Source organism: Acidobacteriota bacterium (assembly GCA_028875575.1).
Classification (GTDB): Bacteria; Acidobacteriota; Terriglobia; order Versatilivoradales; family Versatilivoraceae; genus Versatilivorator.
Map to the genome: position 1 here is coordinate 1 of JAPPDF010000097.1, position 14,485 is coordinate 14,485.

Annotated in this window: 7 protein-coding genes; 1 reads left to right on the forward strand and 6 read right to left on the reverse strand. The window is 63.7% G+C overall.

Annotated elements, in window-relative coordinates; all coding sequences use genetic code 11:
- Positions 1–497: 497 nt before the first annotated feature.
- From OXI69_16260 to OXI69_16285, 6 genes are all read right to left on the reverse strand, one after another.
- Positions 498–1,367, reverse strand: coding sequence for a phytanoyl-CoA dioxygenase family protein (locus OXI69_16260; protein ID MDE2667697.1), 870 nt, complete (start codon positions 1,365–1,367; stop codon positions 498–500).
- 92 nt (positions 1,368–1,459) lie between these two features.
- On the reverse strand, positions 1,460–3,166 hold the full coding sequence (locus OXI69_16265) for a hypothetical protein (protein MDE2667698.1): 1,707 nt from the start codon (positions 3,164–3,166) through the stop codon (positions 1,460–1,462).
- Entirely contained in the window at positions 3,166–4,620 is a 1,455-nt protein-coding gene (locus OXI69_16270; GenBank protein ID MDE2667699.1) for a DUF1501 domain-containing protein, read from the reverse strand. The genes OXI69_16265 and OXI69_16270 overlap by 1 nt, the downstream gene beginning before the upstream one ends.
- A gap of 52 nt (positions 4,621–4,672) precedes the next feature.
- On the reverse strand, positions 4,673–7,258 hold the full coding sequence (locus tag OXI69_16275; GenBank protein ID MDE2667700.1) for a PSD1 and planctomycete cytochrome C domain-containing protein: 2,586 nt from the start codon (positions 7,256–7,258) through the stop codon (positions 4,673–4,675).
- A 432-nt stretch (positions 7,259–7,690) separates the two neighbouring features.
- Complete coding sequence (locus OXI69_16280; GenBank protein ID MDE2667701.1) at positions 7,691–9,937, reverse strand: N,N-dimethylformamidase; 2,247 nt, start codon at positions 9,935–9,937, stop codon at positions 7,691–7,693.
- A gap of 27 nt (positions 9,938–9,964) precedes the next feature.
- A complete protein-coding gene (locus OXI69_16285) occupies positions 9,965–12,799 on the reverse strand; it encodes a VCBS repeat-containing protein (GenBank protein MDE2667702.1) in 2,835 nt (944 codons plus the stop codon).
- Between the two features lie 318 nt (positions 12,800–13,117).
- On the opposite strand from OXI69_16285, the gene fucP reads away from it, so the two are divergent.
- Positions 13,118–14,398: an L-fucose:H+ symporter permease gene (fucP, locus tag OXI69_16290; protein MDE2667703.1), complete on the forward strand. Its 1,281-nt coding sequence runs from the start codon at positions 13,118–13,120 to the stop codon at positions 14,396–14,398.
- Positions 14,399–14,485: the final 87 nt, after the last annotated feature.

Consider the following 14,485-nt stretch of genomic DNA (forward strand, 5'->3'; position numbering starts at 1 on the left):
GCTCTATCCTCCTCGATCGATACCCTATCAGCGTGTAAACCATGTTTGCGGTTTATGATGTAAAGGATGAATGCGGTCTGTACCCAAGAATCACTCCCCCCTTGAGGGGGAGTCGCAGAAGCCGAGCCGCAGGTGAAGGCTGATGCGGAGGGGGGCATACGCGACGCCGCAAAGCAGCGCCGGATGGCGAAGGCTGATGCGGTGGGGGTAAGGCTCGGCTCCGGACCGTGCGACGGCGCGGCTGATACAGGGCGAAACAGCGGTGTTTCAGGTAAGGGCGAGACCTGCCTGGCCCTCAACTCGAGTCCAACTATCGTGGAGAACCTGCGGCTATTCCGGGGGGCTAACTGTGGTACAACGCGGTGGCTAACTGCGGAAGGGGAAATCGACCCACCCAAGCAGGTATTCCCACCCCCGAAAAGTGACGTTCAGACCGGACTGCAGTGCTAGTCTTGCAACCTGCACCGGTCGGTGTCATTAAGTCTATGACACTTCCGTCAAAAGGCCGCGATGTTGAGGACGGCCTTCTCCTCGGGCGTGAGGGCTTCGATCTGTTGCGGCGTCATACCCCGGAAGTGGGTATTGGGCGGGACCGCGGCCTCCAACCCCCAGATGCTCCGTTCCTCCTCGGTCATGCGAGCCCTGGCCTCCGGGGGGCACAGCCGGTAGGCGTCGTTGAATCCCCGGACCCACCAGCGCTGAAAGTAGTACACCAGCGAGTAGCGGGGCGCGGTGCCGCAGTTGGCGCCGCTGGTGTGCCAGAGGGCCGAGTCCCAGAGGATGGCCGAGCCGGCCGGGGCCTCGGCGCGAATCCATCCCTTCGGCAGGGTCTGCGGCTGTTCCGGGGGGACTTCCAGGGACAGGTGGGATCGGGGCCAGACGTAGGTGGCGCCGTTCTGGCGGGTGAACTCGGAAACGCACCAGACGGATTGGACGGCCAGCGGATAGTGCCTGCCGCCGATGAAGGGGTTGACCGTAAAGTGGTGCCAGTCGGCATGCAGGTAGCCGCCCAGCTTGGTCCAGTCCTTCTTTCCGGTCGGCAGCGGTTTGCGGATGGCCAGGTTGTGGGCGAACATGTCGTCCCCCAGCACCCGGCGGGCCACGAGCAGCGGTTCGGGGTGCCGGGTCAGCATGCCCGGAAAATGAGGGTGCTTGCCCTGGGCGTTGTAGCACATCAGCAGGTTCTCGTTCTGCAGGCCGTACTTGCGGGCGGTGGCGGCTTCCGCCTCCAGGGTTTCATCGATGGCCCGCTTGGCCCCTTCCAGGTCTGCCGGAGAAAGGACCTCGGGGATGATGGTGTAGCCCTCTTCGGTCAGCCTGTCGGCATGCCGATCCAGTTCGGTGGGACTGAGCCTTGAAGTGTTCATTTCCGGTTCTTCCTCTCCATCTTCAGCCGTTGCCCGAATGCAAGAGCCGGAACGGGTCGATCGGCTGCCGCCGGCGGTTGTCCGACCTCCCGTCAAGCCTCGGCCGACACCTCCACCCGGGTGACTCGCAAGGGTTTGTCCGATCCGGCGCCGCGGGCCAACAGCTTGAGATCCAGCCGGTTGCGGCCCTTCCTGAGCCGGTTGACGGGAAGTTCGAGCCGCAGGGCCTGGAACCGCATGTCGTACGATTCTCCGGCGGGGAAGCCCAGGATTCCCTGTCCGGCCGGCGGACTGACCTCGTAACCCACCTGCTGCCAGTGGCTGGATACGTGCAGTTCCGCGGGTTCCAGCGGCTGCCCATTGAGTACCAGGTTCAAGACGTCTCCCGTCCTGTGGTAATGCATGCCGATCCACAATTCAGCCTTCCGGGGGCGGTTCGTCCTGGATCTCGGATCATCCGCGATGGGAACCCGGAGGGTCTTTGCCTTGCCGTTGGGGTTCAGGTCGAAAGGGAGCGGGGCATCCCGGAGGGCGGTGTTGTAGCGAATGGCGTCGGTTACGGGAGTGAAGGGCGTCGAGTCGAATCGATGGACGGTTGTGTAGTGCTTGGTTGTACTGGGCAGGGTCGTCGGATCGGCAATCTCATTCAACAGGGGCTTCCGCCATGGCCCGTAGGTGAACCAGTTGAAGGTGTAGAGGCCGTCGGCTCCGTCACGCCAGAGGTTGGCCGCGCTGCCCCGAATCACGGCATCGGGACTGACTCGGTATCCATTGCCATACATGTAGAGGCAGGGATAGATGGGCAGGTCTGCGCGGGTCATCAGTTGTCGAAACTCTTTCAAATTCGGCAGTTCGGTCAATCCCTGTCCCAGGATCAGAAAGTCCACCAGGTCCTCGGAAATCCAGGTGGGGACGTCGTAACCTCCTTCCAGGCACCACTCCAGGCGCTCCGGAACCCGTACGCCCAGCTCAATGGGTCTACCGCGGCGCCGGCCTCGTTCTCGCAGGCTCCGGCGCACCGAGCGCATGAAGCTGTTGAGGTGTTTGGCGTTCTCGCGTTCCGTGCCCCGCGGAAAGTTCAGGGTGTGGCGAAGCCAGTCCAACTCGATGCCGTCGAAATCCCAGCGATCGAAAAATTCCTCGATCACTCGCAGCTTGAGCTCGCGGACCTGGGGTTTTTCGAAATTGAGCGCCGTCCACCAACGCAGATTGGAAAGCCAATCGGGATTGAGACGCTTGAAGGTGGGCAGTTCCGGGTTGGGCAACTGCCCGCGCCCTCGAAGGGCATCGTGGCAATCGTTCATGCGCAGGGAAACGAAGGCCTCCAGACCTCGGCGGCGGCACTCCTCGACCACAACCGCCGGGGGATTGTGTCCGGCGTCGGCCAGCGACTTCGGGTTCCGGTACTGATCCTTGGGGTCCACCGGGATGCCGGCGTGCCAGGTTCTTTCCTCGGGGAATTGGAAGTTGTCGGCTTCTCCCGGCCACTCCAGCACCCGGCTCTGGTATTCGGCCACGTTTCCGCTGCCGAAGCTGAAGAGCACGGTATCCACGGCCGAGCCCTCAATGGGAGCGAACACCAGGGAAGTGAACTGGTCGCGGGTCAGAGGGCCCTTGGAGTGCGGCAGGGCGGCGCGGCCCCAGCAGTGGATCATGGAGCCGTCCCAGTTGAACAGGAGGCGGCGTTTCCGGGGAGAGGCGGTCCTGGAAGGGAGAGCAGCGGCAGGCCGCAGCAGACGGGCGGCTCCGGCGGCACCCATGGCCAGAAAGCCGCGCCGGGTGACCGTTCCGGTTTCCATCAGGCGATCATCTCCTTGATCAAGTGACCGCCCAGATCGGTGAGACGTTTGAAACGCCCGCCGTGATAGTAGGTCAGGCGCATATCGTCCAACCCCATCAAGTGGAGGATGGTGGCATGCAGATCGTGAATGTGATAGCGGTTTTCGACGGCCCGGCGTCCCATTTCGTCGGTCGCTCCCACCACGGTCCCCCGCTTGACGCCCCCGCCGGCAAACCACATGGCCATGGCTTCCTTGTTGTGCTCGCGCCCCATGGTCTCCTTCACCAGGCCGCGGCCGCTTGCAGAGGTGCGCCCGAATTCTCCTCCCCAGACCACCAGGGTTTCGTCCAGCAGGCCACGCTGCTTCAGGTCCTGCAGAAGACCCGCGATCGGCCGGTCGGTTTCCAGACCCCTGCGGGAGTGTTCCTTGGTGAGATCGAAGTGGGAATCCCAACTGCTATTGAAAACCTGGATGAATCGGACGCCGCGCTCCACCATCCGCCTGGCCATCAGGCACTTTCGTCCCATGGGCTCGGTGACGGCGTTGTTCAGGCCATAGAGTTCCCGAATGCTCTCGGGTTCCTTCTCCAGGTCGAGGGCCTCGGGGACCGAGGTCTGCATCCGGAAGGCCAGCTCATAGTTGCGGATGCGAGCCTGCAGGTCATCCTTGACCGGATTGGAACGCAGGTGGTCTCGATTCCACTTGTTGATCAGGCGCAGATTGGCCGCTTGTCGGCCTCGGGTCACCCCTTCAGGCGGCTTCAGATCGACGATGGGCGGCCCCACCAGATTCAGCAGGGTGCCTTGATAAATGGCCGGCAGATACCCGTTGGACCAATTTTGGGGGCCGTGGATAAAGCGGTAGTCGGGCAGGATCACAAAGGCGGGCAAATTCTGGTTCTCGGTGCCCAGGCCATAGACCATCCAGGAACCCAGGGAGGGACTGCCCGGCATGGGTCGGCCCAGGTTCATGAGCAGGCTGCCGGCGGTGTGGTTGTCGCTGTCGGTGTAGAGAGAACGAACCACCGACATTTCGTCGACCCACTCGCCCAAGTGAGGAAAAAGCTCGGAGACCTCGATGCCGCTCTTTCCCCTTTTGCTGAACCGGAAGGGACTGCCGATATAGAGGAGCTTGGCGTCTTCGGGTTGGTCCGGTCCGCCGCTGGCGACCGTTCCGTGGTGCCGGGTGAGATCCGGTTTGGGGTCGAAGGTATCCATGTGGCCGGGACCTCCGCCCATGAACAGGAAGATGCAGGACTTGGCCTTGGCCGTCAGGTGGGGGGGCTTGGGGGCCAGTGGGCTGGCGGGAGATTCCGAGGCCAGCAGGGTCTCTCTTTGCATCAGGTAGGACAGGGCCAATCCCCCCAAACCGACTCCACCCTGCAAGAGGAAGTGCCGGCGTCCCACGGGTCCCGTCTGCGGACCGTTCCTGGAGCTCGGGACGGGGTTCCATTTCGGCGGACCGTAAGCCATGTTCAGGGTTCTCCTTGCCGGGGATGAGGAAGCCCATCCGCCCGCATTGCAATTACTCGACATAGATGAATTCGTTCAGGTTGAAAAGGGCCAGACAGAGATCGGCCAAGGTTCCCTCTGCATCCTTTTTCCGCCCTGTGGCGGGATTTCCCCGGTCGTCGTCGATCGAACCTCCCCCGCCCGCGGCTAGACTCACGGTATCCCTCGGATCTCCCGAAACCGGCCGAGCGGCTCCCAGAAACTCCAGGCCGTCGGTTCGTTCCGAGGGAGTGGGGGCACGTTGCAGGGCAAGTTGGAAGGCTTGGTCGAGCTGTTGTCCGGGATCATCCCCAACCTCTGCAACAATTCTGCCGGCCAGCGCGCGGCTCTGCTCGTGGGCAAACCGGCTGTTGAAGAGGACGAATACCTGGGGAGTCACCGTGGTGACCTCCCTGGCGGCGCAGCTCTCGTCCAGTTGGGTGCCGTCAAAGACCTTCACCAGGGGCAACACCAGGCTGCGCTGCTGGTACATGTAAAGGCTGCGTCGATTTCTGGCCTCGGCAGTGGAGGGCTCGAACCAGGTCACTGCCCCTTCCAGCAAGTCCTTGTCGATCCGGGGAAAGAATCCGGGGCCTCCCATGAGCGGATTCAACCGGCCGCTCACCGCCAGAACGCTGTCTCGAATGGCCTCGGCTTCCAGCCGCAACATGTTCCATCGCCAGTAATAGCGATTCTCGGGGTCGATCTTCCGGAGACGGTCGAATTCAGGATGTTGCATCGACTGACGATAGGTGTTGGACTGCAGAATGAGCCGGTGCATGGACTTGACGCTCCAACCGCTCCGGATAAACCGGGTGGCCAGCCAGTCGATGAGCTCCGGGTAGTCGGTGCCGGAGCCGTTGCGTCCAAAATCGTTGGGGGTCCTGACCAGTCCTCGGCCGAAATGGTGCTGCCAGATCCGATTGACCATCACCCGGGCCGTCAGGGGGTTTTCAGGGCTGGCGATCCACTCGGCCAGAACCTTGGTGGGGTTGCGGATGGGGCGGGAGACTCCGTCGTGGCCAACCTCTTCCAGTCCGGCCGGTTCCGAGTGGCCGGTCAGGGCACTGAGAAATCCCGGCAGGACCACCTCGCCCCGCTTCTTGGGATCTCCTCCCTCCAGGACAAAGGTGGTCGGTGGGTCCGGAAGGCCTCCGGCATCTGTTCCCACGGCTGCGTAGTTCAGGCCCAGGGAGGCCGAGGCCGAGTGGGCCATGGCCTTGTAGTAGTCGGGGCTGTGCGGATTGCGATAGGCGGTGGTCTGCTTGCGCATCAGGTGGTAGAGCGCCTGTTCCTGCTCATTCAGGAGGACGCCTTCGAGGGCTGCCCGTTTGAGGTCTCCGTTGACGGGACTGTTGCTCAAGGGAGGCAGTTCCTTGAGATCTTGAAAAGCCTGCAGGAAGCGGGCCTTTTCCAGGCGTACCTTGAAGCTGGCCGTGGTCTTTTCGCGGAACTCCTTCTGGCGCTTGAGCAGATCTTCCCAGTAGGCCTTGCCGTCTTCCCAGGCCCTGGAGTCACGGCCGGGCAGCTCGTACTGGCTGAAGGGTACTTCCATGGTGCTGAGCTTGACCGGTGCGAAGAAGGCCTCCATCCGATAGTAGTCACGGATGGGGATGGGGTCGTACTTGTGATCGTGACAGCGGGCGCAGGCCAGAGTCAGTCCCAGGAAGGCCGAAGCGGTGGTGTTGACGATGTCGTTGAGGGCGTCGCGCCGTACGCCGTCCTCACTGTAGACCGTGCCATGCAGGAATCCGAGACCCAGCTTGCCTTCCTTGCCGTAGTGCGGATAGGAGTCGCCGGCAATCTGCTCCCGAATGAAACGGTCGAAAGGGCGGTCTTGGTTGAAGGCCCGGACCACGTAGTCCCGATAGCGCCAGATGTGGGGGAGGGGACCGTCATAGCCGCCGTCGGTATCGGCATACCGCGCAATGTCCAGCCAGTGCCGCGCCCAGCGCTCGCCGTAGCGAGGGTCTCGAAGCAGCCGGTCGATTTCCTGCCGGTATGCGTCGGGGCTGGGATCGCTGGTGAATCGACGCATCTGCTCGGGAGTCGGGGGCAAGCCGATGAGATCGAAATAGAGGCGTCGCAGCAGCAGCCGCTTCGAGACCGGCGAGGCGGGAGTCAGCTTCCGGCTCTCCAGCTTGGCCAGGATGAAGGCATCGATGGGGTTCTTCACCCACTGGTCCTGGCGCACCTGCGGGACCTCGGGCTCCTTCAACCCCGTCCAGGGCCATCCCCGCACCTGGTTTCCGGCGTCCGAAATTGGCGGCAGTCGATCGATCCAGCCGGCTATCGAGGCAATCTCTTCATCGCTGAGCGGATTGCCGCTCAAGGGCATCCGCGGTTGCTTGTGGCCGGTCAGGTAGAGCATCAACGGACTCTCCGAGCTCTTTCCCGGGATGACGGCGGGCCCGTTCAAGGCGCCTCCCTGGAGTGCAGCTCGGGGGCTCTCCAGGACCAGGCCACTCTGGTGCGCCCGGGAGTCGTGACAGGCCAGACAGTGTTTTTCGAGAATGGGCCGGATGTTTTCGAAGGCGGGGACGGATTCGGCCGGGGCCGGGGAAGGCGCGGATCCCATCAGCAGTAGCGACACCAGCCATGGAAGGAGTCTTGCCGGCATGCGGTTCACGGTTGCCGTGGATTGAGTGGAGTAAGCCCTGTTCGAACCCCTCTACCTTATCGGAAATTCACTCCGATCTCAATGGGTCAAGGCTCCCACCGTCCTGAAACAAACGCCTGCGCCTGGTGGCTGGAAACCGGTTCAACGTCACGAAGGGGTAAATGGTTTATTCACATCGATGCACAGGATGCACAGGATTTTTTCTGGAAACGGTGGACCTGCGGTCCTAAAGATCCGCGAATCCGCATCGGATCATCGCCCAAATCGGCTTCTGGTGCAGGAAGCTCTCGTCCTGTTAATCCTGTGCATCCTGTGCATCGATGTTCAATAGGTAGGAAACCCTGCTAGCGGAACATGGCCCTTGTTCCCGACAGGCTATGAAGATTCGTTGTTTCACTCTCGAATGATCTGCCGGCCGGGCAGGGGTGGTGCTTACCTCAGGAATTCCTTCAAGACGTTCTCCGTTATCCGGGACACGTTGTTGTCATAGTCGTTGTGGGACAGGCTGCCGCACCAGGACATCGACCCCACCGAGAAGACGGCTCCTCCGCGGGCGGACTCGAAGTAGACCATGTCGGCCCGAATTGGAGGATGGGTGCTGCCGCCGTAGAGCCGTTCGCTCTTGAGTTGGGGAATGTCCTCGATGACCTGCTGGTAATGGTGGTTGTGGCCGGTGGAGGAGGCCAGCAGCAGGGCGTGAGGAGGGGTCCCCAGATCGAAATCGAGCCGGTCCAGCTCGTCTCCGGCGGCCCCGCCCATGGCCAGGCCGAAGTCCCCGATGATCTCGTGGTCACCGACACCCTCGAAGATGAAGGCGGCCCGCGGGTCGCCGCTGGCCGGAGTGCGGGCGTAGCCCGGCGACTCCGTGCTCCAGCCCATGCAGGAAAGGCCCACTCCCACCAGGCTGTTGGGCGCCTTGCCCCGGTGTCGCCACAGCCCTCCCATCTCCCCGGTAGTGCTGTGGTGGACCTCTCCGGGAGCCGACTCCCAGGTCCGCGACCCGGCGTGGCCCCTCCGGACTTCCATGACCTGGGGTTTTTCCTCGGAAAGACTGGTGACCCAGTAAAACCCGTTGCCCCCCAGGTACATCAGCCGTCCCCCTTGGCCCAGGTATTGCTCCAGGGCCGACAACATGGAACCGGTGGTGTACTCGGGGTGGGTGCCCGTGAGCAGGACCCGGTAGTCCCGCAACAGCTCCAGGCCTTGATGGTGCAGATCCTCGTCCGTGATGACATCGCAGTCGAATCCCTTGGCATTCAGCCAGTCCACCAGGTAGAGGTCGCTGGCCAGATGGCGGGGCCCTCCCAGGCGCCATTTGAGGTACCTGGGACGCAGGTTGGTAATGGGGCGCAATCGGGAGGCGTAGATGAAACCGCTTCCGTCTCGGTGATGGTCGTAGAGGGAGGCCGACAGTTCCGGGTGGTCCACCAGGTAGAGGTCTCTCGGGTCCCGATTGAGCGGCCGTGGACTCGCCATCAAGGCCGCCAGGCCGGGGCTGTAGTCCATCCTCTCGTTGGCGTAAGCCAGATAGGTCAGGGTGGGGACCAACAGGGCCGCCCGGGCCCGCTCTGCTCCCTCGCCGGGCCTGACGAAGAAGGGGATGTGATCCTCCCCATCGCCGCCTCTGAGCCTGGCCGCATAGATTCCGCTCCTGAGCGTGGGGGGAACCTCCAGGGTGAAGTCGGTCCGCCAGGCCGCGTCCTCCAGGTCGTCGCCGTGGAAATGGATGGCGCCGTATTCCTCGGGGGACCGCTTGAAGTCCGTCTCCCGACCGCTCCAGTTGTGCCCGGTGACGGCCCGGGCCGGCATGTTGACGGCAGTGGCGTGCAGCTTGTTCGGCCCCAGGTCCCTGGCCCGGGAGGTGTGCATCTCCCTGGAAAAATCCCAGGCGGCGACCAGGTCCTGCTGACCCACCTCGAGGGGGAGGGCTCCACGTCTCAACTGCTCCAGCTCCTCGCTCCCGAGAGCCCGTCTGAAGAGACAAGGTCGTTCGAGCTTGCCGTCATAGAGTTCTTTTCCCAGGATGCGCCCGCCGAGGCGGCAAGCGCGTCCGGACGCCATCAGCAGGGGGGCGTCGCTGTCGAGCTCCGCCTGGCGGGGAAGCATGTCCGTGGCGCTGCAGGAAGTGGTGTCGGGGCCGGGTCCGAAACACTCCTGCTGGCACAGTCGGACCCTTCGGTTGGGGACGTCGATGGTGGCGGCCACGAAATACCAGTGACGTCCTCGCAGGGCCCGTCCGGTCGAGAGGCTGTAGCTGTCGCCGTCCGGGCGGCCCACCCGCAGCTCCAGGTCTCCTCCGGGCCCCAATCCCAGCCCGTACCCGGCGGGATCCGACGACCACCACTTCGAGATCAGTCCTTGCCGTTCCCCTCGGTCGGTTCCCGTCGGGAAGATCCATGCTTGCAGGGTGAGCGATTTCAGTCCCCTCAGCGCCGGCCGGTCGGGGACCGTCAGCCAGGATCCGCAGTGGATCTCCTGCCGGCGGCCGGGGTAGGCGCCGTCGATCGGGGTAGGGACGACTTCCTCCTTGTAGCCCGGCCCGGCGGTATTCTCGTCTCCATGGATGAGTCGCACGATGGCGGCCTCATATTGGGGCAGGTCCGTGCTGACCTTGAAAGCCAGCTTTTCTCCAGGGGATACGCTGAACTTGTCGCTGTAGCCGATGAGCTCTGTCGCCATGGGCGCGATTCAACCTTGGCGAATGCATCATTCGCCCTGTCGCCGATACCCGACCGATACCGATCGCAGCACCGGGCTGTTGGCGGAGTCCGGGCTGATCAGGGTGGCCTTGTACTGGATCCAGCGGGCCTTTGGGGGGAGGCCATCGATCCCGGCCGGCGAGGTTCGGTAGAAGCTGTCCGGACCCCGGGGACCCTGCCAGGGGGCGGCGTCCAATCCCTGGCGCGTATCGGCCGCACGGAGCTGAAATTCCAGTCCGGTCCGCCAGGGGGTGTCGCCCTTCCATGCCAGCGTGGAGAAAACGGCTCCGGGACCGGCGTCGAAAGCGGGGGAGGTGAAGTCGTAGCGGTCGCCGCGGTCATAGATGTGGCCGATGTCGATGACGCTGAGGTAGTGGGGCCCCAATACCGGCAGATGGCTGCGCCGGTCGGGCGAGAATCCGGCGGGGCCGCCCCAGTAGAGAAAGGCCTGGTTGCGGTGGTTTCCGTCCCTGGAATGGCAGGAAAAGAGAATGTCCTTGTAGCCGTTGCGGTCGAAGTCGGCTGTCAGGACCCCCGAGGCCGAGTTGGTCGGCAGCCGGGTGAAGCGGTCGGGCTGGAACCCCCGGGCGCTGTTCCAGTAGATGGTGGAGGGATGGCTGCGGGTGTGGCCGGCGTGATAGCTGGTGAGCACCAGGTCCAGGCGACCGTCCCCGTCCAGATCGGCCACGGCCACGTCGGCGTTCCCGATGGAAGGCAGAATCTGTCGGGAGGCCGGAGAATAGCCGTCGGGGCCGCCCCAGTAGATGAAGGTGTCGCCCTGCGGAGAGCCCCCGAAGGATTGAGGCTTGTCGGGATCGGGACCGGGATCGAACAGGTTGGGTACGATGATGTCCAGCCAGCCGTTTCCATCGAGGTCGGCCACTTCGACGGTGGCGGCGACCCCGGTAGGCAAGCGGGTCTTGCGTGCGTTGTCGAAGCCCTGCGGATCGTTCCAGTAGATAAAGATCTCGCGGTTGGTGGTGCTGGTAAAGATGAGGTCCGGCCAGCCGTTGCGATCCAGGTCGGCCAGGTGGTGGTGGCGCAACCCTCCCACCCGGAAGACAAAGCGGTTGTCCAGGGAAAAGTCCCCGGGGCCTCCCCAGAGAAGGCTGGTCTGCTCATGTCCCGGCTGCCACTCGCTCAGCGCCAGGTCCAGGTAGCCGTCTCGATTGAAGTCGGCGAACCGGCCCGACATCGCCGGATCGGAGTCCACCTTGGAAGTGCGGCTGGGAGAATAGGGCTCCCGTCCGCCCCAGTAAATGGCGGGGGGCTGTTCCGGGAGAAACAGATCCGGGAATCCGTCCCGGTTCAGGTCGGCCGCCGCGTAGGAACCGGCGCCGCCGCTGCCGAGCTCCAGCCGTGCTTCTTGGCTGTAGCGGCCCTCGGGACCTCCCCAGTAGAGGAGGGAGGGCACCCGGCGGCTGCCGTCCGACTTGTTTGCGAAAACCAGGTCCCGGGCGCCGTCGGAGTCCAGGTCGCCGATGGCGATTCCGCTGGCGTTCAAGGTGGGAAGGGTCCGCTTGCGGTTCCGGCTGAATCCCTGGTCGCTGCCCCAGTAGATGAGTGAGCCGCCATCCCGGGCCAGGCGGTCCGCTCGCTGAGCAAAGATCAGGTCCGGGAAGCCGTCTCGATTGATATCCTCCACTTCCACGGCGGCGGCTTCCGAGGTGGGGAGGGCCAACCGCTTGTTCGGTTGGAACCCTTCGGCCGATGCCCAATAGACGTAGGCCGCCCCTCCGGCCCCGTTGGCGAAGACCAGGTCGGGCCTGCGGTCCGCGTTGAGGTCGGCCGCTTGCACGTCCCTAGCGGCCACCGTCGGCAACCGGCTGGGCTCTTTGGCCTCATAGCCCCCCGGACCGCCCCAGTAGACATACGAATCCACAGCCACGGTATCGACGATGTTGTAGATATCCATCTCCCGGGCCCGAAGCCTGAAGCCGTTGGCCAGAACCACTTCCGGCCATCCGTCGCCGTTGAGGTCGCCGGCGGCCACTGCCGAGCTCCGCTCACCGGACAGCCTGGTGACCGGACGCCTGGAAAAATCCCCTTTTCCGTCCCCCCAGTAAATCCAGGCGCCCGACTCTTCATCGCGGTTTCCTTCGATGGCGAAGACCAGGTCGAGGGAGCCGTCCCGGTCCAGATCGGCGATCTCCAGGTCTCGGGCCAGCACCGTTTTCAGGCTGGTTCGGCGCTCCGGGCTGTACCCGCTCTCCGCGCCCCAGTAGATGAATGACTGGTTGAATCTGTCCACCGGCACGTGGTAGCTCAAGCCGCTGTTGGCGAAGACCAGTTCCTTCCATCCGTCGCCGTTGAGGTCGGCGGCGGCCGCTGCCTCGGCGCCCCGGGTCGGCAGCAGCGTGCGGCGTCCGGGCTCGAAGCCGTCCCGGCCGCCCCAGTAGACGTAGGAGTCCAGGTCGCTGCGGGTGCCGTTGAAGCGATTGACCAGTACCAGGTCGGGATAACTGTCCTGGTTCAGATCGGCAATGGTTACCGCTTTGCCCCCGTCGCTGGGCAGCCGGGTCCTGCCGGCGGGGTCGAATTCCGAACCTCCCCAATAGATGAACAGATCCACTTTCTCATTGTGATCGTGGCTGCTCGGAAAAAAAAGGTCCAGTTGGCCGTCATGGTTGAGGTCCCAGAGGTTGATGAGCCGGACCGTGCCGTCGGCCCCCACGTAGGTGTTGGCTCCGCCGTCGGCAAGGGTGCCGTCCACGAAATCCAGGAAGGAAGAGGAGGTCCATTCCCGGTTGGACCCGGATTCTCCCGGAGCGACGACCCAGAGGACGGCCAGCAGGATCGGGATGGCAAACCGCACGGCGCTCGCCTTCGACAAAAGTGACATGCATTACCTCCTTATCGTTCGCATCTGCGCTTCCACGGCAATCATCCGGGACGGTTCCTGCCGGTATCGTCCCATAATTCTCCGAAATCTCCGACGATCTTGCCGCAACGATTTTAGGCGGGCCGGGGCCCCTCCGAAAGGGAATTCGAAAGAAGCACCCGTCCTGCCTGCGGGGTGGCCATGAACTCTTGATCCGGCCGACCGAGTCCAGTAGCCTTGCATGCTGCCGGTCCCTGTGCAAGCGGCAATGGTTGCCGACAGGTGTTTCAACGCCGGGAAGCGCGGAACCCCTGCCCGAAAGGCGGTCTGGAGGCTGCAATGGACGACTCCTCGAGAGTGCTGATCTCCCGCCGGACGCTCTGGCCCTTTGTCCTGCTCACCAGTTGCTTTGCCTGGTGGGGCCTGGCCAACAACATGACCGATACGCTGCTGGCGGCTTTCAAGCGGATCATGAGCCTGTCGGACTTCCAGACCTCCTGGATACAGATCGCCTTCTACGGCTCCTACTTCTGCCTGGCCCTGCCGGCGGCGCTGTTGGTCAAGAAGTGGTCCTACAAGGCCGGGGTGCTCCTGGGACTGGGGCTGTTCGTGTGCGGTGCGCTGCTCTTCTATCCTGCCAGCATGACCATGAACTACGCCCATTTCCTGCTGGCCCTCTACATCCTGGCGGGCGGACTGTCCATCCTGGAGACCGCCGCCAATCCCTACATCATCGCCATGGGACCGGAAGAGACCGGGACCCGGCGATTGAATTTCGCCCAGTCCTTCAATCCCATCGGTTCCATCCTGGGGGTTTTTCTCAGCAAGTGGTTCATTCTTTCCGAGCTGAACCGGGCCGGCGCCGAGGATCGGGCCGCCATGGACCGGGAGCAGCTTGACCGGATTCAGGCCGAGGAACTGGCCGCCGTCATGGAGCCCTACGTGGCTGTTGCCCTGTTCCTGACCCTGGTATGGATCCTCATCGCCGTCACCCGCTGGCCCAGGGCTGCCGACACCGGCGGCGATATGGAGCTGGCGGCTACGGTGGGAAGGCTGATCCGTGTGTCCCGCTACCGTTGGGGGGTGGTCGCCCAGTTCTTCTACGTGGGCGCCCAGATCGGGGTGTGGTCCTTCACCATTCGCTACGTGATGCAGGAGCTGGGGCTGAACGAGGACCAGGCGGCCAGCTACTACCTGGCGGCGCTGATCCTCTTCACCGTCTCTCGATTCATCAACACCTGGCTGATGCGCTTCCTGAGTCCGGGAGCCTTGCTATGCCTGATGTCCCTGATTGCCATGGGCTGCACCCTGGGGGTGATACTGGCGGGAGGACCGGTCGGGGTCTATTCCCTGGTGGGGATATCGGGGTGCATGTCGCTGATGTTTCCCACCATTTTCGGCCTGTCGGTGCAGGGGCTCGGCCGCGACACCAAGATCGGTGGAGCCGGGCTGATCATGGCCATCCTGGGCGGAGCCGTCCTGACCGCCCTGCAGGGCCAGGTCTCCGACATGGCCGGCAGCATCCGGATTGCCTATGCGGTGCCGCTGGCCTGCTTCCTGGTGACGGCCTGGTTCGGTGGGGTGGTCTGCCCGAGGGAGTTGCCGTCCACAAGACGGTAAGCGGGAAAAGAGATATCCACGAAGGGACACGAAGGACTACGAAGGGCCACCAAGAGGTTGGAGGTGGATTGAGAGGGGTGCCGCGTC

What these genes read in the sequence shown, in the direction of transcription:
- OXI69_16260 (MDE2667697.1), bottom strand. Translation starts at nt 1,367, where the DNA reads ATGAACACTTCAAGGCTCAGTCCCACCGAACTGGATCGGCATGCCGAC.
- OXI69_16265 (MDE2667698.1), bottom strand. Translation starts at nt 3,166, where the DNA reads ATGGAAACCGGAACGGTCACCCGGCGCGGCTTTCTGGCCATGGGTGCC.
- OXI69_16270 (MDE2667699.1), bottom strand. Translation starts at nt 4,620, where the DNA reads ATGGCTTACGGTCCGCCGAAATGGAACCCCGTCCCGAGCTCCAGGAAC.
- OXI69_16275 (MDE2667700.1), bottom strand. Translation starts at nt 7,258, where the DNA reads ATGCCGGCAAGACTCCTTCCATGGCTGGTGTCGCTACTGCTGATGGGA.
- OXI69_16280 (MDE2667701.1), bottom strand. Translation starts at nt 9,937, where the DNA reads ATGGCGACAGAGCTCATCGGCTACAGCGACAAGTTCAGCGTATCCCCT.
- OXI69_16285 (MDE2667702.1), bottom strand. Translation starts at nt 12,799, where the DNA reads ATGTCACTTTTGTCGAAGGCGAGCGCCGTGCGGTTTGCCATCCCGATC.
- fucP (MDE2667703.1), top strand. Translation starts at nt 13,118, where the DNA reads ATGGACGACTCCTCGAGAGTGCTGATCTCCCGCCGGACGCTCTGGCCC.